Source organism: Sphingopyxis sp. (assembly GCF_016463645.1).
In the GTDB taxonomy this organism is placed as follows: Bacteria; Pseudomonadota; Alphaproteobacteria; order Sphingomonadales; family Sphingomonadaceae; genus Sphingopyxis.
Map to the genome: position 1 here is coordinate 167,698 of NZ_JAEMQX010000001.1, position 25,969 is coordinate 193,666.

Here is a 25,969-nt window from a genome sequence, read left to right on the forward strand (position 1 = left end):
AATCGGTCGGCAAGGTCGCGGGCGGCATGCTCGCCCGGCTTCCAGCACGGGCATCGCGGTGTCGAAACCGTCGACGAACTGCCGGTCGACCTGCCCATAGGCCCGCGACATGACCCTCTCCCTATGAGAGGTTCGATTTCACTGTGGCGGCTCGGCGATGATGGTGCTCAGGATTTCATCGGCCTTTCCCGCCGGGAGGAAGAGCCGGGTCTTGTATGCAATCACCTCGCTGAACGCGCCGCGCGCTTTCAGCCATTCGCGGTCCTGAGGCCGGAAGTCCCGGATCTCGATCCGGCGGCTGTCGTTCACCATCGCCGACACGAGACGTGCGCCGTGCAGCCCAGGGATCAAGGCGCCGTCGCCATGCCGGGCAGCCTCGATCAGTTCGCCAGGCGTGAGCATGATCGAGGAAGTGAGGCCGAAAGCCGATTGCAGCTTCTCGATCGCCCCGGGCATGACGATGCGGCCGAGGATCGACGTCCCCGCCGCGTCGTCGATCCGCCAGACACGAACGTCGTCCTGCGGCAGTTTGTTCCAGACGGGGAGCAGGAGACCCGTTGCGACACTGATCGTCTCGATATCGACCTTGTCGAGCGCCTCGGTCACTTCGGCTTCCCAGAAGCTCTGGAAGCTCTTGCGGTCGATCTCCTCCCAGTGCGTGTGCGCGAGCCCTGCAAGCTGGATGCGGTTCGAACCTGTCGGGCGGACAAGCTCCATCATCTTGACGGGCCTCCCGTCGTCGTCGGTGATCGACCAGGACGGAACGCAAAGGGCGACGCGCCCGGAACGGCTGTTCCGCAGAGACCGGCCATCCGCGGAACCGCCCCAGATCTTGTCAAGGCGCGCCCACCCCGTGACGCGCGGTTTGAGGTGAAGCTCGAGGCGGAGCAGCCGGGTCTCGGCGCCGGATACCGGATCCTCCCTCAGCACCTGCTGCGAGAGCTCGACGATACGCTCGGCGCGGATCGCCTCGACGCCAAGATCAAGCGTGCCGGCCTCGCGAGCGGCGTCGACGCGGGCCTGGATGAGCCCCATATATTCCTCGAAAATGGCATCCTGGGTCGCGATGCGTAGCGCGAGGATGCGGTTCAGCCAGCGCTGGATCGGCGGCAGCTTGTCGAGCAGGGTTCCATTCTCGTCGACGAGCTTCAGGCCCGTGATAATCTGGAACTTCTCGAGACCGATGCTCGCGAGCTTGCCGGCATGGAGCAGATGATACCATTGGGTCAGCGCTTCGCGAGCATAGCTGCTTTCGAGATTATCCGCGGGGTCGAATAGATTCTGGCCGCCGGTCTGACGCTGGCCGCGCGTGAGCGCGCCGAGGGTATCGAGACGGCGCGCGATGGTGCTGATGAAGCGGCGTTCGCCCTTGCAGGTAGTCGTGACCGGCCGGAACACCGGCGGCTTCCACTGGTACGTCCGATGCGTGCGGCCGAGACCCTGGATCGCGATGTCGGCGCGCCAGCCCGGTTCGAGCAGGAAATGGATGCGCCGCTTGTTCGCGGTCGGACAATCCAGGTCGGCGTGATAGGAGCGCCCGGTGCCGCCCGCTTCCGAGAAGACGAGGATCGGCTTGCGTCCTGACATGAAGGCGTCGGTCTCGGCGATATTGGAACTGGCGCTGCGGCGCTCGAGCTTCTGTCGGCCTTGCCCGTCAATGACAACGCGACGGCTGCGGCCAGTGACTTCTGCGACCGCGTCGGTTCCGAAATGCGCGATAAGGAAGTCGAGCGCGGCCGGGACCGGCGGCATCGAACAGAGGCTTTCGACCAGATTATCGCGCGCCTCGACCGCTTCCTGGCAGAGGACAGCATTGCCGTCGCCATCGTGCATCGGCTCGGAGCGCAATGCTCCGTCGGATGAGCGAAAGGCGCGCATCTGACGCGTCGGGAAGGCTGTCTTCAGATAATCGATCAGCGTATCGAGCGGCGAGACGTCGATCGCGAGGTTGGCGCGTTCGTCCGGCGAAAGGCCCGCAAGGCGGCGCTCGAGGATCGCCTCGGCCGTGCTGGTCAATTGCACGACGGCGACATGGCCTGCTGCCAGCTCCTCCTCGATCGAACGAACGACGGTCGGCATTTTCATCGCGATCAGCACTTGGGAGAAGAAGCGCTGCTTGGCGCTCTCGAACCGGCTGAGCGCCGATCCCTTGGCCATGGCATTCATCGTCTCGCCCGACATGCGGTCGACAATGTTCGACGCCTTCAGCACCTCGTCGAGGTTCTGGTGAACGATCGCCCAGGCGTCGGCATAGGCATCGTAGATCTCTATCTGGTCGGGCGTCAGCCGATGCTCGAGCGGGTCATATTCTACGCCGGCGAAACTGAGCGCACGCGCCGTGTAGAGACCCATGGACTTGAGGTCGCGGGCGACGATTTCCATCGCCGCGATACCGCCGTCGGTCATCGCAGCGAGAAAAGCGTCGCGGTTCACGAAGGCCGTGTCGGGCCCCCAAAGCCCGAGCCGCGAGGCATAACTCAGATTCTCGGGCTTGGTGGCGCCGGTGGCCGATTCATAGACCACCCGGGCGCGCGGCAGTGCGTTCTGCAGGCGCACTCCGGCCAATCCCTGTTCAGACCCCTTGGCCTGGCGATATTCGTCTTTGGTGCCCGCCGCATTGCCCATCGAATGGGATTCGTCGAACAGGATCACGCCCTCGAAAGTGCCTTCCGCCCATTGGAGGATCTGCTGGAGACGTGAGCATTGATCGTGACGCTGCGAGCGGAGCGTCGCATAGGTGAGGAAGAGGATGCCGCTCGCCATGCCGATCGACTGCCCAAGCGGAAAGGCATCGAGCGGCTGGATGTCGATCGGAAGGCCGCCGAGCGCGGTCCAGTCGCGGCGCGCGTCTTCAAGGAGCGTCGCGCCCTTCGATATCCAGACGGCGCGGCGGTTGCCGCAGTTCCACTGGTCGCGGATGATAGCGGCGCCCTCGCGGCCCTTGCCGACGCCGGTGCCGTCGCCGATGAAGAAACCCATGCGATAGGCGTGCCCGTCGGCATCCTCGCGGAGTTGGTCGCCCGCCTCGTTGGGCACGAATCGGCCCGGCAGGTCGCGCGAGAAGGCATCGCCAGCATAGATGATCGCTTCGAGTTGGGCGTCGGACAGCGCGCTGCTTGCCCGCTTCTGGAAGAGCGGCCGATATCGCGGGATCGGCGGCAGCACCGACGCCATGGCAAGCGATTCCACGAGATTGTCCGGATGCGGCGTCGCGCCCGGTATATCGATGCGCGCAAGCCGCCAGGGAGCGTAGATGCCGACCGGATCGCCGACCGGAAGCGGCGCGTCGCGAACCGAGTAAGCAAGCGGCTCGGCGCGATCGTCCTTCGCGGCGATCCGCGACGGCGCGATGACCTTGGGGCTCGCGAGCCCGGAAAAGAGCGATGCCGATCCGGATTTGAGCGCCGGACGGAACGGGATCACCGCCGGGGTGGCCGGGGGCGGCTCATCGGACGATCCCAATCGCGGCGGGAGCGCGAGCACGATGGGCAGCGCCGCCTCGATCGAGTCGACGGTGTGGCGTTCGGTCTCGCCGATCCAGCCCTTGTCGAAGACGATCAGCCGAACGGCGATGCCGGTGCCATGCTTGACGTACGGGCGGCCGAGAATGGTGATCTCAACGCGCGGACGTCCGATCTCGGCGACCGAGACATAGCCGCGGGCACCGCTGCCGTCGTGCGCGAATCCCGGCGACATAATCGCAACGCAGCGTCCGCCGTCGGCAAGACGGAGGAGCGCGGAGCGAAGGTGGCGAGCGCCGGCATGGCGATCCTCGCCGCGGCCTTCGCTACGGCTGAAGGGCGGATTGATCAGGACGACGGTCGGACGGACATCCGGCGGCAGCCGGTCGTGAATGAATTCGGCATCGTGTGTGGTGACGTCGCTGTTCGTCACGAGAGCGAGCAGTGCGGCGCGGCAGGCATCGCGTTCGTTGAGCGTTACGGAGGCGCCCGTGGCGATCGCGCGGGCGGCGAGCATGCCGATGCCCGCCGACGGTTCGAGCACATGGTCGTCGGCCGTAATCGCCGCTGCACGTGTCGCTAGCCAGCCCAGCGCGTCTGGCGTGCTGAACTGTTGCATCTCGACTTGATGCTCGCTGCGATAGGTCTGCGTTGGTAGCGCCTTCTCGAATGCAAGAATGGCTGCGAAGGCATCTTCGGGCGGGCAGTCCGGGTTCTGGTCTTCACCGAGCGACAACATGTTCGAAGCCTGCGCCGCTTCGAGCGCATCATAGGCGTCGCGCATCGACCAGTGTCCGTCGGCATCGGATCCGCCGAACGCCTCCGACATGAGCCCTTTGAGCAGCGAACGGGTGACCGAATGCGGGTCGGCGAGCCGGGATTGCAGAGCCCGCGCTACGCCGTGAAGACGCTCGGCCTTTTCCCGGGCGCTGGAATCAGGGGTCTCGGCGAGATTGAGAAGCGGAAGGGTCATGGAAGATCTCCTGAACGGGCTCCGGGGCACCTGCCCCCGCCGCACACAGCCCTCCCCCCTCTCCTCCAGGGTGGAAGGCGGCATGAAAAAGGGGCCGCGACGCGTGGTCACGGCCCCAATCGAGGTCGGCTTTGCCGGGTCAGGCCGCGTCGGCGATCGGTTCGTCCTCGTCGCCATCACCGACCGCTTCGTCGTCGAACGTTATTTCGGCGGCATCAGCAGGCTCCAGGTCGGCATCGTCGTTCGCCAGCGCAGCGACGGGATGCTCGAAGCGCATCGCGTCGGGAAGCCAGGCGAGCGCCTTTTCCTTGACGTCGGCTTCCACGATGATGTTGCCCGCGAAGAGCTGTTCGGCCGAGGATGCAAGGAGATCCTTCTTTGACGCGCCATAGCGTTGGCCGAGTTCGCTGCCGCCAATTTCCGCGAACAGGTCGAGGATCGTCGTCTTGGTGAGCCGCTTGAAGTAATTCTTCGCGGTCGGTCGCCACCAGGCGGCGACATCGATCCCGAGCTTGCAGCCGAGATGGTCGACGAAATCGCTGCCGGTCGTCTTGGCGGGCACGGCGTGGATCGTACGGGCGATCGCCCAACCCAGCCATGCCGCGCGTGCTTCCTCACCAAGCGCACAGAAGGCATCGTAGCGGCCAGTGACACCGGCATCGGGGTCGATCCAGCTCCGATCGAGTCCGGCTTCGAGCTTAGCCCATTCCTCGGCCGCCGTCGTGCCGCTCTCGAACCCGATGACGCGCGACGGCGCCGCATCGGCCCTCAGTTCGCTCGCGAGATCGCTCGCCCCGTAACGCCGCTGCGCGGCATCGACCATCACGAACGTCCCGAGATCGAGCGCGAACCGCGGGTCGCTGGCGACATGGACGCGGAGCAGTTCCGCCTTCATCGTTGCGAGTTCGTCAGCAAGCCGCTGGCTGATCGCGGGTTTGCCTGATGCTCCGCCAGGAGCCGCATCGTCGCGGTCATCGTCCGAGTCATCGGTTTCGCTCATCGCTTCGGGGGTTCGGTAGACCTGATGATGAACCCGGGGCTGGCCATCCTCACCGAGGACGACGAAGGCGAGCGCCGAGGCCTTCTGGTCATCGGACAACACCGGCGGACGATTCTGGATTTCACGGAGTTCGGATTCCAGATCGCGATAACGCTGTTCGTCATCATCGGTGATGCCGTCGTCGCTTTCGTTCGCGGCTTCGCCGATGATGGTCATTTCGGCCTCGATCTCGGCGCAGCGCGCTTCATCCTCTGCCGTGGGTGGCGGAATCTCTCCGCGAACCGGGCTCAGACCGTCAAGCTCGATGTAGGAGACGCGCGTCGTCGGCAGCGCACGGATTTCGCCAAAACCCTCACGTTCGCGGATAGCCTCGGCTTCGACCGCGAGTTTTTCATCCGTCAGCCGGTCGAGTATGTCACCGTCGATCCAGTTTTCGGACGCGCTGTCGGAGAAGAGGTCGGAGTCGATCCGTCCGCCCGCTTCGAGATAAGCTTCGCGGCCGACAAGCAGCGCCTTGGGGTCACCGCCGCGATAGCTGCCGGAGGCGAGCTCGCGCCGGATGGTGTAGACGTCGTCCCCGTAATAGCTGTCCTGATACTGCTCGAACACACGGGCCTGACGAACGGTGTCGGACGTGCTGCCATAGGCCTTGGCGACCTCGAGCGTGATGTCGCCCTTGCGGAGCGCCTCGAAGATCGTCTCGTGAAGATCGGCGAGACGAACGCGCCCGAGCACGAAACGCTCGGTCTTGCCGAACCGCGCGGCAACCTGCGCGGGGGTTTTGCCTTCCTTCTCGATCATATTCTTGAAGGCCGTGCATTCATCGGCGGCGGTCATCGGCAGCTTCTGGTTTTCAGCGAGGCTGAGCTCGATGGCGTTTTTCGCGTCCGGCATCACCATAACCGGCACGCAGAAGTCTTCGGGAAGCTGGCCCTTTTCGATCAGGGCATGAACCCGCGCGAGACGCCGGCCGCCGCCGAAAATGCTGTAGCTGTCCTTCTTGCGTTTTATTGCGGTGCCAATCAGGTTCTGGAGCACGAAGCCGGCTTGGCCGATCATCGCTTCCAGTTCGGCGTCGGCGTCGGAGTCGCTTTCCGTTCGGACATTCAGCGGGGAAGCGACGCAGTTACGCGCAAGCGCGTATACGATCGGATATGTCATAGTCCGTCTCCTGGCGGCGGAGGCCCGACCATCAGGCCACTCGGCGCCGCCAGTCCCCCACCCCCTTCCCTCCTTCCCGTAGGACATCGTTCCAGTCGTTCCGCCCGTGCCACGGCCAGATCGTGCCGATCTGCCGCCCGGGTGCCGTATAGGCCTCGGTTGCAAGCGGCACGGCCAAGCGTCCCGCATTGTCATTGTCGGGGAGCAGGATGAGGCGGTTCACGGATTTCGGGATGGCAACATGGGGGAGGCGTTCATTGCCGAGCGTCGCCCAGACCGGGATGCCGAGCAGAATCATCGCCGAAACCGCTGTCTCGACACCTTCGGCAATCCCAAGCGTCTCGGTGGCGGAAGCGAGCCGAACAGCACCGGCGCAGGGGTTGCCTAGCAGGCGTCGAGGATGGCGAAGGTCGCGTGCACGCCGCCCGCGGGCATCGAGAAAGGTCCTCTGGACGGCGAGCAGACCGGAATCGTCGGTAACGGCGGCGAGCATCGCCGGGCGAAACCGTGCCGCCTTGCCCTTGCCGAGCGGAGTTCGGTCGCAGAAGCGCAAAGAGTCGAGCGCGATGTGAATCGACCGATTGCGTAGGTAGGTCTCGGCGATAGTCCAATTTATCGGCCGTCCGACCCTCCAAAGATCGAAGGCGCGCTTTTGCAGCCATCGGTCGAGCTTGAACTGCTTGGCGATTCCATTGCCCTTTGCGCCCAAGGCATTCGGATCGAGCCGCCGAATGGCGCGCAGCACGTCGCGCGTGTCGCAGCCGGCAAAGCATTTGAACAAGAGTCGGGTGTCGCCAACGCGAACCGATAGGCTCGGCGTTCGGTCATCGTGGGCTGGGCAGCGACACATTCCAGTCGACCCCTGCCAGAAACCGCCAAGGCCCCTGACCAGTGCGGCCCCGGCAGCCTCCAATTCGGAATCATGGAGAGTCGAAAGGACAACAGACATTGGAATTCTCGCAATCAGATCAGACTTCGCTCAAGCTCCCCCTCTCTCCTGCCGTGCTTTTCGCGGCCACCTGGTGACGAAGTCACGCGGCGCGGCGACACCGCTCAACGGCACGATCCTGCCCTGATTATTGTGAGGTGGCGTAGCAACCGGCACGCTTGCGATGGCGAATGCTGCGTTGGAACCGCGCTCGCGACATTGATCCATCCCGAGGACAAGGAAAATGCAGGATCTCGATTTGTCACGGTCCGAAATCGTCTTCATGGAGCCATTGACCGTGCGGATTCCGACCGCAGTCGAACTGACAGGGCTCAGTCGGTCAAGAATCTACGAGTTGATCGTGTCCGGCGACCTTGAGGTCGTCAAAGTCGGCCGGTCCACGCTGGTCCTCTATACGAGCCTCAAGGCCCTGATCGGCCGCTAGGCGGTCGAGGTCGCACTCTTGCCGAAGGCGGGGCGCAGAATTTGCGCCCCATCGCGCAGCTCGTCGAGATAATCGGACCAATGCTGCATCATGCGAACACGTTCGTCCCAATATTCGCCGCGGGTGTAGACCCGGCGCGTCGCATTGGCATCGAGATGTGCCAGTTGCCTTTCGATCGCATCCGGGTGCCACATTCCCATCTGATTGAGGAGAGTGGCGGCCGTCGCGCGGAATCCATGAGCCGTCATCTCCTCACGGCTGTAGCCCAGCCGCCGAAGCGCGGCGCTGACAGTATTCTCCGACATGCAACGGCGGGGCGTCCGAAAGGACGGAAAGAGGTATCTCCCATGGCCGGTAAGGGCGTGGAGCTCTTCGAGCATCGCAAGAACTTGCCGTGACAGGGGGACGCAAAGCGAGCGGCGCATTTTCATCTTTTCTGCCGGGATCGACCAGACGGCATCATGGGAATCAATCTCCGCCCATTCTGCCTGGCGCAGTTCGCCCGGTCTGACGAAAAGATGCGGCGTCAATCGAAGCGCGACCGCGGTGAGCTCGTGACCAGCGTAGCCATCGATCGCGCGGAGCAGCGCGCCGACTTCCTTCGGGGCCGTGATGGCGGCGTGGTGCTTCACCTTCGGAGTGATCAGCGCACCACGGAGATCGGCCGCCAGATCGCGGTCGGCCCTTGCGGTCGCAATGGCGTAGCGGAACACTCGGCTAATCACGCTCCGCATGCGCCGCGCGCTTTCATATCGGCCGTTCGCCTCGACTTTACGGAGAACGGCCAGGATTTCCTGCGCGGTGAGTTTCGATATCGGGCGACTGCCGATCATCGGTTCGGCGATGTCGAGGAGCCATCGCACCTTCCGAAGCGTGACTGGCGCGCGCTCTTCTCGTTCGATTTTCACCAGCCATTCCTCGGCGATCGCCTTGAACGTATTGTCCTGCGCGATCTTCTGGGTGATCCGCGCGACCTTCTTCTCCGCTGCGGGATCAAGCCCGGCGACAAGCTTCTTGCGCGCCTCGTCGCGAAGTTCCCGAGCGGACGCGATGCCGACATCGGGCCACGACCCGAAATACAGCGTCTTTTGCCGTTCGAGATAGCGATAGTTCATTCGCCAGACTTTTGCGCCGCTCGGCCTGACCACGAGGTACAGGGCGTCGGCGTCAGCCATTTTATAGGCTTTTTCCTTGGGCTTAGCGTTCGAAATCTGGATGTGGGTAAGCGACATGATGGTTTCACCTTCGATAGGCTGACCGAAACCATCAAAAACACCATCAAAGCTGATGGTACGCTGATGGTTCCGGCTGGATCAGCCTGGATTCCACTCAGCGAGTCTCATCGAAAAAGCGGTGAGAAACCAGCCGCTTACTGGACGTCCTCGGACATTCCGAGGAGAACAGATGGTGCCCAGAAGAGGAATCTATAGTTAAAGCTATGATTTTGAAAAGAAATTTATTTCCTTTCAACAGGCAGAATGGTGCCCCCTCCGATGGCCCGCGTCAACATTTCGTGGAGTGGTTCGAGTGTTGGAAGGCTCAGCAACGCTCGCGAAGTCCCATAGCGCACTAATGGCATCCGCGCAATTCGATTGGCGTTGCTATCAACTCGAAATTGTCGGTCACAAAACTACCGCTACCGCGACGGCCACTCTCTAAATACGCATTCAATTGCCATCGTTCGCTATGCCAATGATAACGTGTTGGACCTTGAAGCACAGTAAGCGCTGCGGCTTCGGCCAGGGCCGGCTACACTTGAGTTGCATTCGGCGAAGGCCGGTTTTCAATGGCGATGGGCGTGAAAGTTCAAATCTGGCGACCTCGAAGAGTGACATGATCTGGCTTGGAGACTATCCAAGTCAGCCATTGCGCATGACCGTAGGGCGTGCCATTTTGTTCCCCTAACGTTCTATGCTTGCATCATGATGAAGCATCGTGCAGTAACTTGCTGCAAGTTGCAGCGGGAGACGAGGAATGGCGGTCATCGCGGAAGAAGGTGTCGTGCGCGTCACTGCTTCGCTGAGTCGAAGCCAAGAAGCGGCTCTCAAAGAACTGGCGGCGAAGTATAAGGTTAGCGTTGCCTGGCTGGTACGCTACGCGGTCGACCAGGTGGTCGAGCAGGGGCGGGAAGCTCAACTCCCGTTGGATTTCGGCAGAGGTCGCTAGCCGTGACGCTTCTGGAGACGCCTTCGGCGCCGCTTTCGCACGCCGCTGATCTCGCGGGTGCATCGACTGCGGCTTCGGCTGGACGAGGCCTGCCGGTGATCGATCTGTTCGCCGGCGCGGGCGGACTGAGTATCGGTGCTACCGACGCGGGATGCGAGGTGCGCGCGTGCGTCGAACTCGACCCGACCGCTTGCCGGACGTTGCGCGCAAACGAACGCTATCATGGGATGGTTCTAGAGGGCGATGTCGCGCAGATCACGGGGCTCGATCTAAGGACAATTGCGAAACTCGGCCCGAACGATCCGCTCATTGTCGTCGGCGGCGCGCCGTGTCAGCCTTTCTCTAAGGCCGCCTATTGGGTGGAGAATGGAGAAGAGTCGCGCTATCGCCGCGCGCGCGCTGCCGGGATCGCGATGAATCGTCCCCCTGCCCCAACCGAAGCGCGGTCCGACGCGCGTCGCACGTTGGTGGAGGAATTTTGGCGGCTCATTTTCGAATCAAATGCTGACGGCTTCGTGTTCGAAAATGTCCCAAGCATCAAGCATCCGCGCAACCGCCCGGTGCTCGACGGGTTTCGCGGCGCCGCCGAAGCCGCAGGCTACCAAGTAACCCAAGTGACGGCGAATGCAGCCAATTATGGCGTCGCGCAAACGCGCGAGCGGGTCTTCCTGCTCGGGGCTAAGCGCGGCAAGCCCGAGGCGCCGCATCCTAGCCACAGCGTCAAGAATGAGACAGGATATGCGGCCGCTGTAACGGCGGGCGAGGCCCTCGAGGCATTCTCCGGGCCGGAATATTTTGAGCCTGAAGAAATAGTGAGCGGACGCTGGGCCGAGCATTTGCGGGCGGTGCCCCCCGGCGGGAACTACAAAGCGCACACCGCTTGGGCCGGCCACCCCAACCCGAGTTTCGAGACCGAGACGCGCTTCTGGAACTTTTTGCTCAAGCTGTCTCCGGAGCGACCGTCATGGACGCTCGCGGCCTCGCCGGGCCCTTGGACCGGACCGTTTCACTGGACCAGTCGGCGGCTACGAACCGTGGAGATGGCCGCGTTACAGGCGTTTCCGGAGGCCTATCATTTTGCGGGGAGCCGGCGCGACCGAGTGCGCCAGCTGGGCAATGCCGTTCCGCCGTTGCTGGCGAAGCGGATGATTGAGGCGGTGTTTGCGACGGTCGATCGTTAAGAGGGGCGAAATTTGCGCAGTATAAGTTTGTTCAGCGGTTGCGGGGGTCTCGATCTCGGCCTCCATGCAGCGGGCTTCGAGACCGTTCTTGCGTCCGATTTCGAGCGCCTTTGCGCCGAGACCTGGCATCGCAGCATGCCGCGGACGCCGTTTCTGCTCGGTCGCATGGGTAAGATCACGCGCGACGATGTTGCTGCCCAATTGGGGGGGCGCATCGGCGATATCGACCTGATCGCGGGTGGCCCGCCCTGCCCTCCTTTTTCGAAGAGCCGGTTCTATCGCAAGGACAAGCCGCGCGCGCTCGATGACCCGAACGGCTGGGAGACGATCAACGGCTATCTCAATATGCTCGACTGGGTACGCCCGCGCGCGTTCATTCTCGAGAATGTGAAGGGCCTTGCGTATAAGGTGCACTGCGACGCGTTGGACACGATCGTCTCGCGCGCCGAAGCGCTCGGCTACAAGGTGACGACGGGAGTGTTGAACGCCGCCGACTATGGCGTCCCGCAAATCCGCGAACGCTGTTTTGTTATCGGGTCGCTAGACAAGGCGATCGCGCTGCCGACGCCAACCCATGCGAAACTTCCCGCTGCGGGCTTGCTGCCGTGGGTTTCGACGGGCGCGGTCCTGACCGATCTCGACACCGAGGAAAATGCGAGCGACGAGGGTCATTTTGCCGGGGGACAGCATCACCAACTGCTCTGTGACGTGCCGCCCGGCGACAATTATCTTTATTTTACCGAGAAGCGGGGTCATCCGAATCCGCAGTTCAAATGGCGCGGTCGCTACTGGTCGTTTCTGCTCAAACTTAGCCCAGACATGCCGTCGTGGACGATTCAGGCGCGCCGCTCGAACAATATGGGTCCCTTCCATTGGCGGAATCGCATTCTGCGGATCAGCGAGATCAAGCGCCTCCAGACCTTTCCCGACGCCTTCGAACTCGCGGGAACGGTCGAGCAGCAGTGGCGCCAGATTGGCAACGCCGTCCCCCCCCTTCTGGCTGCAGCGGTCGGCCGGCGTGTGGCCGAGGCAATCGGTGCGCCGATGCGCGAGGCTGCATGAGCCGGCTGCCCTCATTCAATGATTTTTCGCCTGGCATCATCGACGATGTGCGCCGCCCACTGGAGATATTGCAGCGCCTTGCGCCCAACCTTGCAGCAGTTGTAGCCGAATGGGACCGTGCGTTTTTCAAAAGCGCCAACAACAGGCGTGCGAGCACGAACATCCCGGCGACCTTGACCAGTCTTGGGTTGATGATGCGCAATCCGCTTTCGCTGACCGGTGCCGGCCAGACGATCCTGGAAGCACCCGATGCGCTGGACGCCGCGCGCCGGCTCGTTCAACACATTGTGAGCGCGCACAACGGTATGGCGGTCATCGATGCGGTCAGGTCACTGAACACGCGCGGCGAACGAGTCACCAAAGCAAGCCTGAAGCAGGAACTTGAGGCAGTCGGCATCACCGATTTATCGAACGCAACGACCGATCATTTGACGCTCCTCAACTGGATGATCGCGGCGGGACTGTTCGCACGCAACGCTGGCGCGGCGCTGCAACCCGACGAAGCTGTGATGAAGTTAGTGCTGGGAATCTCGGACGAAGAACGCGCCAATTTTGCCGAACTGCCGCTGACCCAGCAGATTTTCCTACAGGTCTTGCGGCGAGTTGCAGAAACGACGGGAGCTGCCGAGCTTCCAGCTAAGCAGGTGATCGACGAGTGCCTTCGCGACCATCGCGCGCGCTTTAAAGAAGATCAGATCCGCGCAAAGGTAATTAATCCGCTGGTCGACGAGGGGTGGATCGAGTTGTCACAGACTGCAGCCCCTTCTGGGCGCGGCGGCAAGAGCGGATCGATCAGGCCGTCTGCCAAATTGCTCGGTATTCCGATTGAAGCGGTACTGCCCGATTTCGACCAGATCGTACCCGCCGACTTGCGCGCTAAGATCGATTTGCCGCGGTCCGAGGTGCAAAAACTGCTCAACAGCAGCCAGACCTATGACCGAGGGCTTGGCCTCGAACTTCTCGCGCTTAAGATGATCATCGACATCGGACTCGAGCCCCGTGCCTTCCGATTGCGGAGCCGCGATACGGCGCATGCTGAGGTTGACCTCACCGCTGAAGGTAAGAATCTGCTCTTCTCTCGCTGGAATTTTCAATGCAAATGCGTGAACAGCCGTGTCAGCCTAGGCGACGTCGCTAAAGAAGTCGGTCTCGCCATCTATTCGAAAGCGCATGTCGTTGCAGTCGTCACGACAAGCGACTTTTCTGGCGAAGCGCTTGCCTATGCGCGCGAGATTTCGGCGGCGACGCATCTGCAGTTTCTACTGGTCAATGGCACCGTGGTTCGCAGTTATCTGGACAAAGGCGCGGGCGTTCTCCTCGACTTCGTCGCAGCGAACGCGGCAAACGTCATGGCGCACAAACGGAGCCAGCCGATCACTCCTGAGGCCTGAGGTCGGCGTCATTTGCGGCGGCACCGGCCCTTTCGCTGCTGCTACGACCCCAGCGACGATGCAAAGAGGGCGGCGACATCGGACAGTCTGATCGTTTCGGGCACTGCCGAGCATCGGATGGTAAGCTCGACCGAGAGAATCTCCTCCGCCAGCTTTTCTTCGATCGAGGGGACGTCCGTGATGCCGATCAATCGGAGGGTTTGGAGCGCACCGATTCTGTCGAAACGAAACATGTCGTCGTCTTCGAGACCTTCCCCACCGATTTCGAATACCATGGCACGGAAATCCGCTAGAATAGCAGGATTTGTGATGCCGCGCTCAATCTCCGCTGCAAGTTCAAGGACGCTCGTTCCGAGGGGATCGGCGCGCGTTACAATCGACGCCACATGGACCTCGACGTCGGAGGGCGGTTGCAACTGCTTCAAGGAGAAATGGTGAACGCGCTCGAAGTCCAAGCAACTTTTGACCTCGATCGCGAAGCTGCCGGCCATGAAGTCAAACGTCTCCTTGGGATTCGCGTGCCAGCGCCGCGCGCCCAGCTGCTTATCCTCCAGCGCCAGGATAAAGATCAGTTCGGCCCACAGGCCGCGCATGCGTTTTCGGCCCTCGCGTTCGAGTCTCGCAAAAAGCGTTGCGAGGCGATTGATCCATGCTGCGATCGCAGCCGCGCTCGGAGACGCCCCCAGCGCCGCGATCGCCTCTTCCATCAGGGTCAGAAAAAGTCGGCGCAGTTGGGGATCGTGCGACTTGCAGCTAATTAGGACGCCTTGGAGATTTTGAGAGGCGCCGTCGGGGGCTTCGATTTCGCATTGGACCGACCCGGTCGCCTCGATATTGCGCAATTTCAATCCGGCGCCCGCTGCGCATTCGCCGCCGACGATCAGTAACGAAACTCGTCCGTCGGGGTTGTGCAGAAGACGACTTTCCGATTCTGAAGAAATCGGAAGAGCACGATGCGCTCCCGGTTTGCGCGGCGGGCCGACCTCGCCGAGTTGCATGTCGAGCGCAATGAGGTCGATGCGCGGATCAGTCATCGTCCTGCACCGCAATGTCCTCTCGCATTTTTTCGGGAATATGGGTCGCGAGCAACCGGACGTCCTGCTCGACGACATCGTCGCCGCGTTCGAGTTGAAGGCGGTGGAATTGAAGTGAAACGCGATCGGCGGTCTTGATCGCTCGATCGCCCGGATATCCTGTCGACGGGTTGGCACCTTGGAAAGGGTTTTGCACAGCGCCCTTATCGGTGAGCGCGCGCGATCGCTGCCTTCCTTGGCTCATCAGGAATAGGTCGCACAGCGCATGTGGATCGTCGTCGAGGATCGAGCGAATTTGCATCGTCACCATGACATGGTCGAGCGCGTCGTCGTCGTCGGCCATTTCGATCGGCACAAGCAGATCCTCATAAACGCGCTCGAGCGAAAAGCCGCTGATGGCACCGTGACGCTGGATGTCGGTCCAACTTTCGCTGCCGTCCATAGCCTCCCACTGATTGCTCAGCGGTTCGAGAAAATCGGCAACGGTCCGGCGGTTCGCACCGACGATGTCTTCGTCATGCGGGAAGTTGGCATTGACCCAATCGCGTCCACGCCCGCGCATGATATCGAGAGCCATCACCGAGCGCCTCGTGGGCTTGAGGCTTTTGTCGAGGAAGAACAGCCGCCGCCAGTTTTTGAGCGGCTTGCCCTGATGGCGCGCGAGCGAACTGCGTAGGCTCTCTTCATGCTTGACGTAGGCGGTGAAGGCATGACGGACTTCGGCATCGACGAAGATACGGACAAGCCCGAGATAATCGCGCTTATAGCCGAAGAAGCGCGCGCGCTGCTGAATGGTGTCGGCGGTTCCGGTACCGGCTCCGCGGGGCATATAGGTCACTGTCAGACCCTCGACGGTAAAGCCGCGATCGAGTCCTGCACCCCCGATCAGAATCCAGCCATAGCTGTCAGACCAAGGGAACGTCTCGATCCGCCCGTTGCTGGCGTTGACCACCTGAACCTTGGTTTCTTCGATAGCGAAATCCATTTCCGACCATATCTGGTCGAAAGTGGGCAGATCTTCGGCAGTCGCAGCAATGTCGCCGTAGGAGGCCTCAAACTCGGTCTGCAAATCCTGACGGTCGGGGGAGTCCTCGGGCTCTAGCAAGGTTTCGAGCCATAGTTTGCGGATGCTGCGTGCCCAAGTGGCATAATTGTCGTGGACCCCCCGAAGATGTGAGGGGTGGATCATCATCGACCGATTTCCGTCGCGTCCGGCAATGACGCCGGCGGCGACGCCGATGAAGAAAAAGCGCATGGCCTTTTGCAGCGAAGGCGGCGGTCCATCGCCCTCGTTCCACACGTCAGGCAAGTCGGCTGCATCGATACCACGAATATACGGCGATTGAACGGAGAACACATCCTTGCCGCCGACATAGCCCTCGCCGGGTTCGAGAAGTTCCGCGAAGGCGGGCGACAGGCGATCAATCCGGCTGATAAGAAGCGGCGCTTGGGGGGTTGCGGTGTATTGCAGATAGGTGTGCGCGGGCAGCGTGTTGCGCAGGCCCATGATGCTCGAATAGGTCGGACTTTCTTCATTCTGGCGGACCCGTGTGTTGAGACCCGCCTGGTCGCCTTCGTCGTCGATGATGAGGGCGCAGCTCGATCCGAGTTTGCACTTCGACAGCAGCGTCGTGAGATGGCCGAGCCGCGCCGCGTTCTTCATGACGACGATGAGCAATGTGCGGCAGCGCTCGGGCCGGTCCTTGTAGCGATCCCAAAGGTCGAGCGTGCTTTGCACTTCGTCGATCTTGTCGACATCGGCGCGGGGATTGACAAGGACGCGCCAAAATTTGCCGCGCTCTTCCAAGATGCCGAGATCGCCAGTCAAGCGCTCCTCATTCTGATCGAGCAGGTTGGTTTTCGTCCCGGCGAGAACGATCACGAGGCGATAATTATTATCGCGTGCCATCGCAGTGACCGCAGTGAAGGAGAGGGTCTTTCCGCTTTGCACATAGCCGATGACGAGGCCCGCGCGGTCCTCACCTTGCGTCTCGGGCGGCAGGCAACGCGAGAGGATCCGGCTCGCCTCGCCGACGACCTTCGCCGCAGCTTCATCGCCAAAGCGCTTGCGCTGCATTAGAGCGCTGGCCTCGACGCCAGGCTTTGGCTGCCAAAGCCCCTTGGCAGTGTCGACGTGCAGGGTCGCCGTCTCGGCTTCGTTCATTCCAGGTCCTTTCGGGATTTCAGTTCGAGAGGGCAAGCCGCAGCAATTCGTTGAGCGACGTCCGGATGCGCCCGGCGAGTTTGACCCCACCGTCGCGCGCAATAGTTTCTGAAAGGACGAGACCGATCGCGAGACGGGCGATTCCTTGGATCTGATCGGCATCGGCGCCCGCAAAAAAACGGCGGCTGAAGGGATGCAGCATCGCGAGGCGCACGCCTATACGACGCGACCCGCCGCTGGCGTGCGTAGGCTGATCGCTTATTCGCAACCAGTCACAAGTCGCGTCCTTGTAATCGAGCGCCAGATCAATCTCCCATCGCGCACCTAGGACGTCCAGATCAAAACGCTGCGCAACGTCGTCGGCCTTCGCGTGCATGCGCTGCTGCGGCAGATCGTCGCGCTCCGGGGTATCGCTTTGATGCGCCTGCACTTTGGCTACGACCGACCCGACCTTTGCTATCGGCATCTCGTCCTGCATTTGCGTGACGGCCTTTTGTGCCTGCGGCCGGTTTTCGCGCGCCGATTCAGTTGATCGCCAGTTTTGTGCTTGGTCGAGAAGCGGCATGTCAGGGGTCGACAACGCAGCACGAAGTTTGCCAACAAATTCCTCTTCGGCTTCGTCCCAGCGGATCCCGTCCTTGGTGTGACTAACCTTAAAGCCGACGAGGTTGATCTCGCCGAAGACACGCTGATAAGCAAAGGAGTTGGCTGCCCCGAAAATCTCGGGCGGGCGATAGGTCTCATCAGCACTGCCCTCGATCAATCGGTCGCGGCGGAGAAGGGCGAGACCGGCGCGCGCTGTCGAGCCCTTCGCGCGGATAGCGACGAACCCCTCGGCACGGCGCCCTCCGGACAGGTCGATCTTGACCTCTTTGCGCCAGATCCGGGGCGGCTCCGACTTCCGTTTCCAATAATTCGCATTGAGAATATCTGGATCGTCAAACGTCAGCGGTTCGCCATTTAGCGTAAGGCTCATGTCGCCCCGCCGAGTAAAGACCCGATAAATGCTTGCAAGATGATCGCAGATTTTCGCGATTGTACGCTTTTGCGGCATTTTGCGGACGTCTTCGAGAATGATCTCGGTATAATGCTGGTCTGCCGGCACCTTGCGCGAATGCACCTCGAGTTCTTCGATTGTGTCTTTGACAATCTTGTCGATGTCGAAACGGACCGTACGCTCGACTCCCTCGTCTAGCGCTTTGGTACGGACCGACCAGCGCGGCGCAAACCAAGCGGCCGCGCTTTTCATTCCCATTCCGAATTCGGACAAGCCTGTTGCATCGGCGGGAACTTCGGCAGGCCGGAATGCGCGTGGGAATGCGACCGAGCCGATGCCACCCGCGTTGTCCCGGATCACGATCCGCTGCGCGCCGTAATCGATGTCTATATCGACGGAGAGGACGAATTTTCGTCCCTCAATCTCCCGCAGCGCGGCCTTGTTAGCCAAGAAACTTTGAAGCGCATTGTCAACAAATTCGCCCAGCGCAAACCAAGGTTTGTAGTTGAGATGCGGCAGCACTGAGAGCATGCTGACGCCCGGCCGGATGTTTACTCGGTCAATAGAAGCCATCTCAGGCCGCCACAGAGTGAGGTTTGCGTGTCGAGAGCAATTTTCTTCCTATCAGTTCTACAAGTTTCGCATTGACGGCGTTGCCTAGTGCGCGCGTCACAGCGCCCGAGCCTTCGGGAAGATGGGCCAAGTCGCCCAGATCTTGAAGCCGGGCGCGTTCGCGCACACTCATATAGCGGCGCTCCCAACCGATGATTGGTATCTGAGACGATGTTGCCGCAACCAAGGCCGGCGCCGCGTTGGTCGCGCGCGCGCGGATTCCTGATCCCCGTAGTTGAATGACGCTATTCCAGATCGACCGCTCATGCCCGAAATTCCATTCAAACTTTTGCAGACTCGGCCCAAGCGGCTGAAGGCGCGGTAGCCAAGGGTCGATCCAACTTCGGTTGTGTTCGTATAGGTCGCGGTTGAGTTGCAAGAATCGCGCCTTCCATTCGGGAATGGCGCGTTCGGTTCGAGCATAGGGCGGAAGTTTTGCGGCGACTTCAGCTTTGGAACGGCCGCTGATTGGAACGCCTAGCGTGCCCCGGAAGGATTTGAGAGTGGCAACCGGCACCGCCAGCGGTGCCGTGGTGGCGAATGGATAGTTGGCGCCAAACTCCGCCGCCCAGATCGGGAACCAAGGCTTGCGACGGTCAACGGGATAAGCCCTTACAAATTCGCCCCAAGCCTCCAAAGCTTCGAGGATATGTGGCGGCAGCGCGAGATCTACGCGGGCGGTCGCATCATCATCAAGCACCTCCCGCACATCCGTTGAACGGCGGCACGGTTCCGGCCACGAGAAATGGTCTAGCCCATCCCTGGCGCCAACTATGAAAAGACGGTCGCGCAGCTGGGGGATGCCATGATCGTGCGGCGAGACGATCTGCGTATCGAGGCTATAACCAGCGTGCCGAAGTTCCTGACTGAACCAACGCCACGTACGACCTCCATCGTGGCGAAGAAAATTGGGAACATTTTCCAGCATGATGAATGGCGGACGCGCCTTACGTATCCAGTCGATGACGATACGCGCGAGATCACCATTTTTTTCACAAGAAAGGCCCGCTTGCCTTCCAGCTTTTGAGAAAGGCTGACATGGGAAGCCAGCGCATAGCAAGTCGTGAGCAGGAATATCTTGAAGGCGGATCTCGCGAATATCCCCTGCCGGCCGAAACGCGAAATTCCACTCGTACAACTTTTGAAGATCGGGATCGATTTCCGCTGCAAAGACACATTGATGGCCGAGCCGCTCCAGCGCGACATGAAATCCACCGAGACCTGCAAAGAGATCCACGAACCGCATGTGTCTCCGAAAATCCCCCGACCACTATTGCACTGACTTCAGAACCGCTTACAGCTTGGACGTCGAATAGCTTTAGATCAAGTCATTCGCACTGGGTTTTGCTGCCCTTCCACCCGTGAAAATAAGGGAGTAATTGTACGACTTGCTTTCGCAACGCTGCCTAACCCCAGCGGCCTGGCAGACAAAAATGGACATGATTTATGTCTGGTCCGAGCTATTGAACAAACTGAACTGCGATCAATGTTACGAAGGCCGCGACAAGCGCACCTCCGGTTGCCGCCCATGTCACCCACCAGTCCTGCTCTTTGTTCGACCGCTTTTGCTTGATCATGCCTTCGACCCGGCCAAGCGAACGCGCCAGTGCCTCTCGCGCTTCGCCAATTGCATTACGATCCTCTGCCCGGACATTGGTCGCCGCATCCGCCACTCTGGTAGCGAGAGTTTCGGGAGTAAGACGCATCGCTGGCTTGTCATTGATGCTTTCGATCCCATTATCGATGCGATCAAGACGAGATGATATGACGCGCAGCGTGGGGGAGTAATCGGGCAGCTTGTCCTTGGCCGCGGTCAGGCCTTCGATCGCGGTTCGCTGCAGCGATATCTCGCGCCGCAAATCTTCGAAAGCGGTGGCGGCATCGGAAGATGACGAGGCTGAATTGGCTGGTTCGTCGGTCATGCTGGCAGCCTACACCCCTATCCCCATGCCGCGTCCACGGCCCAGACTTAGTTGGAGATCCTGAGACAGCGTTTTCGTGCTCATAACATCCAGCCCAAGCTGCGCGCGCCGATTCTGGAGCAGCGACTCGAGTTGCGGATCGCGTTGCAGGCTCTTCGCCATATTATTGAGACTAGCACGCGCCGCGTCGCGCGCGACGTAGGTCGGCGCCTCTTTCACCCGTGCGTTCTCCTTCTTCCATGTCGCAACGAACAGGTCGGCGCGCTTCTCGGTATCGTCGGCATGCCGGACGCGATCGCGCCCCGCACGTTCGGCCGCTGCTCGCTCGGCAGCGCGGCCTGCGTCTCGGCGATCCATCTCCGCCATCGCGCCCGCGGTCCGCCCCTCCGCCGCTTCCTTCGTCATTTGGTAGCTCTTCCCGAACGCCTCGCGCAGATCGTTCGCGCCGCCGGGACGCAGCGCATCGAGCTCCGCACGAGCTGTACGATAAGCACCGAGTTCGTGCGGCAGTTCCTTCCCGCCGGCTCGCCGCACATCGACGATCTGCTTCGTGATGCCCGCGAAGCGCGCGACGGCCTTGTCGAGCGGTGAGCGCGACGGCTCGGCATCGATCGACCGAGCGCTCACCCGGACCTCGGCAAGCTTGACCGGGCGCTGCCGTTCGGGCGGCACGTGGCTAGGCGCCTCACGCGAGACACCCAGCTGCAACCCGTCGAAGATGCCGCGCTTGGGCTCGGTCGACTTCGCGGGTGTCGGTGCCCGGTAGTCGCTTGCCATGTCCTTGCCGCGCTCGCGCGAGGCGGCGCGCACGAGCTTGTTCTGATTGGCGAAGTCATCGCGCCCGTAATAGAGGTCGGCCTGCTCGCGATGCCTGGACAGTGCGACGTAAGTCGAGTGGCTGTCTACCCCCGGCGTCGCGAGCACCTGCACGCGGTCGATGGTCATGCCCTGCGCCTTATGGATCGTCGCGGCATAGCCGTGATCGACATGGGCATAATCTTTGAGGTCAAACACCATGCTCCGCCCATCGTCGAGCATCACCGCCATCCGCATGCGGTCGACATTCTGGACCGTACCGAGCGAACCATTCTTCACGCCGATGTTCCGCTCATTCCTCAGGAACATCACCCGGTCATTCTCGGCGAACATCCGCTCGCCGCGCTCGACGGTGATGGCAACCTCGGCGCCAAGCGCGCCGCTCGCTTTCAGCCGGTCGCGAGCATCTTCATTGAGCGCCCGCACCTCGTCATTGGTGTGGGTGAGGATGATGCGGCTGGCATCGGGATAGTGCTGTCGATCACGATCCCAGGCATCGACCAGCTCGGCACGCGCCGCCTCGCGCGTCTCGGCGGCATGCACAAAGCCAGCGTCCGCATAGCGACCGATCGCCTCGCCCGTGCCCCCGGTCGCGAGCTCGCGCGTCGCCTCGCGCTGCCAGTCCTCCTGCTGCCGACGGATGTCCATGATCTCGACAGCGCCGTGGCGTTCGGTGACAGACCGGAATGCCGCCCCCGCCTCGATCGCTTGCAGTTGCTGCGGATCGCCGACGAGGACGACCTTCGCGCCCTGACGCTCCGCTTCGGACAAGACGCGTTCGAGCTGCCGGGTCCCGACCATGCCCGCCTCGTCGATGACGAGGACATGCTTGTCGGTGAGACGCTCGCGGTCATTGGCCCACTGTTGTTCGAGGCTGGCGAGCGTGCGCGAGGCGATGCCCGAGCCATGTTCGAGCCCCTCGGCGGCGATACCGGACAGCGCTGCGCCCTGCACCTGATAGCCCGCCGCCTCCCACGCCTCGCGGGCAACGCCGAGCATTGCGCTCTTCCCCGTTCCGGCATAGCCGATGACGTTGCTGACGCCCCGCGACGATGTGACATGTTCGAGCGCCCCGAGCTGTTCGGTGGAGAGATCGAGACCGCGCTCCAGCGCGCGGGACAAGGCAAGCTCGCGATGACGATCGGCAACGCCATGATGACGCCGCGCATCAAGCGTTGCAGTCGCTCGCTCCAGCCGCTGCTCGGTCTCGATCATCGATTGCGAGGTAAACCGATGCTCGCCGCGTCCGTCCTGCCCGAGCGCGACGAGATCGGGTGACGAATTGACCGCCGACATGACGGCGTCGAATTGCTCCTTGCCGTCGCTGTGCCGGTGCACGAACATCGCGAGGTCGCGATTAGTGAACGTCGCCTGCCGGTGCGTGATTGCGTCGAGCGCGATGCCGGGATCGGCGATGATCTTGTCACCGTTCGAGCGGGCGATCTCGGTATGCTCGGCGAGCCGATCCGCCTCCAGCCCTTCGGCCGCCATGCGCGAGGCCGCGGGGCCGATCTTGTGCTGCGGCTCGAGATCGATGCCCTGCGCTTCGAGCGATCGATGATCGACCCGCGCGTCGATATCGAGCGCGGCAAGCCGTTCGTTGACATGCTCGGCCCAGGCTTCGCGCCAATGGGTCAAAAGCTCGGTGCGGTTCCACTCGCGAACCTTGGCGCCGAACTCGGCGCTGCCATCCTCGCCGATCTTGATCTCGCGCATCGTCAGCATGACGTGCGCGTGCGGCTTGGCGAGTCCATCGGCGCCAATGTCCCAATGCACATTGAGATCGGCGATCATGCCGCGGTCGACAAATTCGCGAGCCACGAAGTCGCGGGCAAGTTTGATGCCCTGCTCCTCGGTCATCTCGCGAGGGATCGCGAACTCGATCTCGCGGGCGAGCTGGGCATCCTTGCGAAGCTCGGCAGCCTCGACAGCGTTCCAGAGCTGTTCGCGATCCTGCCAGCGTTCATCCGCCCCTTCGGGCAACATCACTTCGCTGTGGACGACGCCCGCCTTGTTCGAAAAGTCGTGGCTGCGACCAAGCCGCTCATCGTGCAGCCGGTCGGCCGAACGATAGGCCGCTGCTGCTACCGCGCTGCTGCCGGCAGCGCGCGAAATGACTTTTGCCGAGAAATGATAGATCGCCATGAGGGCTATCCATTTAGGGCAAAACGGGCGCGTCGGCACGACGTATAAGCGCGCCCTCACACGATTTCATCGCGCTCGGGATCAGGTCATCTCAAGTAATTCCAGCACCTTGCGGGGCCATGAGACTCGGCATAGCTGGTTCGTCCGATCCCATGAACATGGAAGGACAGACGATGCGCAAACCCCGCGATTTCGACGCCGAACTCCAAGCGCTCACCGACAAGGCAAAGGCGCTCAAGACGAAGAAGCAAGGCCAGCTCGGCGAGCTGGTCATCGCAATGGGAGCCGACGCGCTGTCGATCGAGCAGCTGGCAGGCGCGCTGCTCGATGCCGTCGGCGCCGACGCGGCGCGGAAGGAGGCGTGGCGCAAGAGCGGCTCGGCCTACTTTCGCGGAGACGGCGCCCGCGCTCGCAAAGGCGTTGGCCGGAACGCGGGCGGAGCACCGGCGAGCGGTGCAGGCCCGCAATCGTCTTCTGGCGAAGCGGGCGCGGCATGATACGCGGGCGTGGCAGATGAAGCGCCGTGAACGCACGCGCCAGCTAATCGAGCTTGGCGGCCTTGTTGCCAAGGCCGATCTGATTGAACTGACCGGCGACGACCGCGCGGTCTTGCTCGGGCTGCTGATCGAAGCCGCCGCGACGCTGCGCGGCGAAGCGCGCGCGCAGCAATTGCTGCTCTGCCGCCGCCGGGGGCGGCGCGCGTTCGCAGAGGATTAGAAGAAATCAGGAAGCGGGCTTGGGCGCGCGGTCCTTGTTCCTCTTGTCCGCGACATAGCTGTGGCCGCCTTCGCCCTTGACGATCTCAAACAGGCCGGTCGCCTCGAACAGCGCCGGGAAGTTCTTGACGCCATAGTTGCGCGGGTCGATCGGCGCTTGCCGCTTCGCCGCGCTCCCGGCCGCAGACATTGCCGCCCATCCGTCATCGCGCGCCGCAGCCTCGACTGCACCGCGCAGGATGGTCACAAGTTTCGTGTCTTGTGCGAGCAGCTTCCCTGCCGGCTTGGCAGGCGGCGTAGCGGGCTTCGGCGTCGCCTTCGCCTTTGCCGGCTTTACTTCCGGCTTTTCAGGTGTGGACGCGGCCGGTTCAGCCTCGTCGAGATTGTCGAGATATAGAAAGGTCGTGCAGGCATTGACGAACGGGCTCGGCGTCTTCCGTTCGCCAAAGCCGTAAACTTCGTGGCCGTTGGCGCGAAGCTGCATGACCAGCGGGGTAAAATCAGCGTCGCTCGATGCGAGGCAGAAGGCATCGAGTTTTTGGGTATAGAGTAGTTCCATCGCGTCGATCACAAGCGCGATGTCGGTCGCATTCTTGCCGGTGGAATAATTGAACTGCTGGATCGGCCGAATTGCGAAATCGTGCAGCTTGTCTTTCCAGCCTCTAAGGCTGGGGCTTGCCCAATTGCCATAAGCTCGGCGGATGTTTGCGGTCCCATATCTTGACAGCTCGGCAAGCATGGCCGCGATCTTACCGTGGGAGACATTATCTGCGTCGATCAGCAGCGCGATCTTGCGGTCGGATGTCACGCGCGGCAGATTGTCATTTTCCATCTGATGCTTTCCCGCCGGAGACACTTGTTCCATCCAGCGCCGCAATATGATCGCGGCAAATTTTCTCGACGAGGTCTTCGAGCACCGCGACACGCTCGCCGATCCAGGTCAGCTCCTCCGCGCTGATCTTGTAATGCGGCGAGTAGCGTGCGTTGACATAGGCCAGCCGCAAAAGCTCGAAACAGCGGCGGCTGAACTTGTCGTCACGCGGCCAAGCTTCGACGAGTGCGGGCGCAATCTGCTCGCATTGCGAACGGAGGAAATTGAGGCGGTGGGATTTAGGGCTGTAGAGGGAAAGCACAAGCAACGTGCAATGGTAGAAGCGCTCCGTCGCTTGGTGAAAGTCGAACGCCGCTTCGTTCAAATAGCCTTTTGAAAGCGCGGTTTGAGCAAGCTCGGCGCGGCGCGAAGCGCTTTCAAGCCAGCTTTCAAAATGCTTCTCCGCCTCAACCCGCGCCTCTTCGGGCGGCAGATTACGCGGCTGCGCGAACTCATACCCCTCGGCCTCATAGAGGCCGATCCCCTGCTCGACGATATCAACAAAGAACGGCCGCCCGCGCTCCAACTGCGCGTTCACATCCTTGAGAGAATGGACGATGAAGCTGACCGGAGCGGTCAGCGTGTGGTTGATCGTGACCTCGCGCATCAGCCGGTCTTCCGCCGCCGACCAATGTTCGAACTCGGTCAGCCGCTCATTGTTGACGACGACAAGAATGTCATAATCCGACTGATAGCCGCCGACCGGATCATCGACCCAATCGCCGCGCGCATAGCTGCCGTAGAGGACGATCTTGAAGATGCGGCCCTTGCGGTTCCAATCGGCGTTGCCGCGCGCATGCGCGGTTTCAAATTCCTCGAACAGGATGCGCACGACATCGGCAAGCTCGCGCTGCTTGGATGCGGGTAGATGATCGAGGCCGGTTCGCATTACGGCAACCTTAGGAAGGCGGCGGGCCGGATGGG

19 protein-coding genes are annotated in these 25,969 nt (G+C 61.9%); 7 read left to right on the forward strand and 12 right to left on the reverse strand.

What is annotated here, in order from left to right; all coding sequences use genetic code 11:
- Positions 1-138: 138 nt before the first annotated feature.
- From JHC57_RS00775 to JHC57_RS00785, 3 genes are all read right to left on the reverse strand, one after another.
- Positions 139-4,434, reverse strand: a complete 4,296-nt coding sequence (locus JHC57_RS00775; RefSeq protein ID WP_058804206.1) for a strawberry notch-like NTP hydrolase domain-containing protein — start codon at positions 4,432-4,434, stop codon at positions 139-141.
- 139 nt (positions 4,435-4,573) lie between these two features.
- A complete protein-coding gene (locus JHC57_RS00780; RefSeq protein ID WP_054588748.1) occupies positions 4,574-6,595 on the reverse strand; it encodes a ParB/RepB/Spo0J family partition protein in 2,022 nt (673 codons plus the stop codon).
- 31 nt (positions 6,596-6,626) lie between these two features.
- Positions 6,627-7,340, reverse strand: coding sequence for a toprim domain-containing protein (locus JHC57_RS00785; protein WP_235588038.1), 714 nt, complete (start codon positions 7,338-7,340; stop codon positions 6,627-6,629).
- A gap of 427 nt (positions 7,341-7,767) precedes the next feature.
- On the opposite strand from JHC57_RS00785, the gene JHC57_RS00790 reads away from it, so the two are divergent.
- A complete protein-coding gene (locus JHC57_RS00790) occupies positions 7,768-7,968 on the forward strand; it encodes a helix-turn-helix domain-containing protein (protein ID WP_054588750.1) in 201 nt (66 codons plus the stop codon).
- Here the strand turns inward: JHC57_RS00790 and JHC57_RS00795 are convergent.
- Entirely contained in the window at positions 7,965-9,200 is a 1,236-nt protein-coding gene (locus JHC57_RS00795; RefSeq protein ID WP_054588751.1) for an integrase arm-type DNA-binding domain-containing protein, read from the reverse strand. The two genes, JHC57_RS00790 and JHC57_RS00795, sit on opposite strands and share 4 nt — an antisense overlap.
- A gap of 742 nt (positions 9,201-9,942) precedes the next feature.
- Between JHC57_RS00795 and JHC57_RS00800 the strand changes: the two genes are divergently transcribed.
- The 4 genes from JHC57_RS00800 (at position 9,943) to JHC57_RS00815 (ending at position 13,768) form a co-directional block, all read left to right on the forward strand.
- Positions 9,943-10,134 carry a ribbon-helix-helix protein, CopG family gene (locus JHC57_RS00800; RefSeq protein WP_294027808.1) on the forward strand — a complete coding sequence of 64 codons (192 nt, stop codon included), beginning with the start codon at positions 9,943-9,945 and terminating at the stop codon, positions 10,132-10,134.
- Between the two features lie 95 nt (positions 10,135-10,229).
- Complete coding sequence (locus tag JHC57_RS00805; RefSeq protein ID WP_366928519.1) at positions 10,230-11,315, forward strand: DNA cytosine methyltransferase; 1,086 nt, start codon at positions 10,230-10,232, stop codon at positions 11,313-11,315.
- Between the two features lie 12 nt (positions 11,316-11,327).
- Positions 11,328-12,377: a DNA cytosine methyltransferase gene (locus tag JHC57_RS00810; protein ID WP_294027811.1), complete on the forward strand. Its 1,050-nt coding sequence runs from the start codon at positions 11,328-11,330 to the stop codon at positions 12,375-12,377.
- Positions 12,374-13,768, forward strand: a complete 1,395-nt coding sequence (locus JHC57_RS00815; protein ID WP_294027813.1) for a restriction endonuclease — start codon at positions 12,374-12,376, stop codon at positions 13,766-13,768. The genes JHC57_RS00810 and JHC57_RS00815 overlap by 4 nt, the downstream gene beginning before the upstream one ends.
- A 41-nt stretch (positions 13,769-13,809) precedes the next feature.
- Here the strand turns inward: JHC57_RS00815 and JHC57_RS00820 are convergent, their stop codons facing one another.
- The 6 genes from JHC57_RS00820 to traA all read right to left on the reverse strand — a co-directional run bounded on the left by JHC57_RS00820 (position 13,810) and on the right by traA (position 23,458).
- Complete coding sequence (locus JHC57_RS00820; protein ID WP_294027815.1) at positions 13,810-14,802, reverse strand: PD-(D/E)XK motif protein; 993 nt, start codon at positions 14,800-14,802, stop codon at positions 13,810-13,812.
- Positions 14,795-17,068, reverse strand: coding sequence for a Z1 domain-containing protein (locus JHC57_RS00825; RefSeq protein WP_294027817.1), 2,274 nt, complete (start codon positions 17,066-17,068; stop codon positions 14,795-14,797). The genes JHC57_RS00820 and JHC57_RS00825 overlap by 8 nt, the downstream gene beginning before the upstream one ends.
- Positions 16,986-18,536: an ATP-binding protein gene (locus JHC57_RS00830; RefSeq protein ID WP_294027819.1), complete on the reverse strand. Its 1,551-nt coding sequence runs from the start codon at positions 18,534-18,536 to the stop codon at positions 16,986-16,988. Before JHC57_RS00830 ends, JHC57_RS00825 begins: the two co-directional genes overlap by 83 nt.
- Before the next feature lies 1 nt (position 18,537).
- Positions 18,538-19,821 carry a DNA cytosine methyltransferase gene (gene dcm, locus JHC57_RS00835; protein WP_294027821.1) on the reverse strand — a complete coding sequence of 428 codons (1,284 nt, stop codon included), beginning with the start codon at positions 19,819-19,821 and terminating at the stop codon, positions 18,538-18,540.
- A 214-nt stretch (positions 19,822-20,035) separates the two neighbouring features.
- Entirely contained in the window at positions 20,036-20,497 is a 462-nt protein-coding gene (locus tag JHC57_RS00840) for a DUF6118 family protein (RefSeq protein WP_294027822.1), read from the reverse strand.
- Positions 20,498-20,506: 9 nt separating this feature from the next.
- A complete protein-coding gene (gene traA / locus JHC57_RS00845) occupies positions 20,507-23,458 on the reverse strand; it encodes a Ti-type conjugative transfer relaxase TraA (protein ID WP_294027824.1) in 2,952 nt (983 codons plus the stop codon).
- 173 nt (positions 23,459-23,631) lie between these two features.
- On the opposite strand from traA, the gene JHC57_RS00850 reads away from it, so the two are divergent.
- Together JHC57_RS00850 and JHC57_RS00855 are read left to right on the forward strand one after the other, a co-directional pair.
- The gene (locus tag JHC57_RS00850; protein ID WP_294027826.1) at positions 23,632-23,955 is read left to right on the forward strand and encodes a conjugal transfer protein TraD; all 324 of its coding nucleotides are present in this window, start codon (positions 23,632-23,634) and stop codon (positions 23,953-23,955) included.
- 16 nt (positions 23,956-23,971) lie between these two features.
- A complete protein-coding gene (locus tag JHC57_RS00855; protein WP_294027828.1) occupies positions 23,972-24,175 on the forward strand; it encodes a conjugal transfer protein TraD in 204 nt (67 codons plus the stop codon).
- Positions 24,176-24,181: 6 nt separating this feature from the next.
- On the opposite strand, the gene JHC57_RS00860 is transcribed toward JHC57_RS00855, so the two are convergent.
- Both JHC57_RS00860 and JHC57_RS00865 read right to left on the reverse strand, forming a co-directional pair.
- On the reverse strand, positions 24,182-25,006 hold the full coding sequence (locus JHC57_RS00860) for an NYN domain-containing protein (protein ID WP_294027830.1): 825 nt from the start codon (positions 25,004-25,006) through the stop codon (positions 24,182-24,184).
- A complete protein-coding gene (locus tag JHC57_RS00865) occupies positions 24,996-25,934 on the reverse strand; it encodes a HEPN domain-containing protein (RefSeq protein ID WP_294027849.1) in 939 nt (312 codons plus the stop codon). The genes JHC57_RS00860 and JHC57_RS00865 overlap by 11 nt, the downstream gene beginning before the upstream one ends.
- Between the last annotated feature and the right edge of the window lie 35 nt (positions 25,935-25,969).

What these genes read in the sequence shown, in the direction of transcription:
- JHC57_RS00775 (WP_058804206.1), bottom strand. Translation starts at nt 4,434, where the DNA reads ATGACCCTTCCGCTTCTCAATCTCGCCGAGACCCCTGATTCCAGCGCC.
- JHC57_RS00780 (WP_054588748.1), bottom strand. Translation starts at nt 6,595, where the DNA reads ATGACATATCCGATCGTATACGCGCTTGCGCGTAACTGCGTCGCTTCC.
- JHC57_RS00790 (WP_054588750.1), top strand. Translation starts at nt 7,768, where the DNA reads ATGCAGGATCTCGATTTGTCACGGTCCGAAATCGTCTTCATGGAGCCA.
- JHC57_RS00795 (WP_054588751.1), bottom strand. Translation starts at nt 9,200, where the DNA reads ATGTCGCTTACCCACATCCAGATTTCGAACGCTAAGCCCAAGGAAAAA.
- JHC57_RS00800 (WP_294027808.1), top strand. Translation starts at nt 9,943, where the DNA reads ATGGCGGTCATCGCGGAAGAAGGTGTCGTGCGCGTCACTGCTTCGCTG.
- JHC57_RS00815 (WP_294027813.1), top strand. Translation starts at nt 12,374, where the DNA reads ATGAGCCGGCTGCCCTCATTCAATGATTTTTCGCCTGGCATCATCGAC.
- JHC57_RS00820 (WP_294027815.1), bottom strand. Translation starts at nt 14,802, where the DNA reads ATGACTGATCCGCGCATCGACCTCATTGCGCTCGACATGCAACTCGGC.
- JHC57_RS00830 (WP_294027819.1), bottom strand. Translation starts at nt 18,536, where the DNA reads ATGGCTTCTATTGACCGAGTAAACATCCGGCCGGGCGTCAGCATGCTC.
- dcm (WP_294027821.1), bottom strand. Translation starts at nt 19,821, where the DNA reads ATGCGGTTCGTGGATCTCTTTGCAGGTCTCGGTGGATTTCATGTCGCG.
- JHC57_RS00840 (WP_294027822.1), bottom strand. Translation starts at nt 20,497, where the DNA reads ATGACCGACGAACCAGCCAATTCAGCCTCGTCATCTTCCGATGCCGCC.
- traA (WP_294027824.1), bottom strand. Translation starts at nt 23,458, where the DNA reads ATGGCGATCTATCATTTCTCGGCAAAAGTCATTTCGCGCGCTGCCGGC.
- JHC57_RS00850 (WP_294027826.1), top strand. Translation starts at nt 23,632, where the DNA reads ATGCGCAAACCCCGCGATTTCGACGCCGAACTCCAAGCGCTCACCGAC.
- JHC57_RS00855 (WP_294027828.1), top strand. Translation starts at nt 23,972, where the DNA reads ATGAAGCGCCGTGAACGCACGCGCCAGCTAATCGAGCTTGGCGGCCTT.
- JHC57_RS00860 (WP_294027830.1), bottom strand. Translation starts at nt 25,006, where the DNA reads ATGGAAAATGACAATCTGCCGCGCGTGACATCCGACCGCAAGATCGCG.
- JHC57_RS00865 (WP_294027849.1), bottom strand. Translation starts at nt 25,934, where the DNA reads ATGCGAACCGGCCTCGATCATCTACCCGCATCCAAGCAGCGCGAGCTT.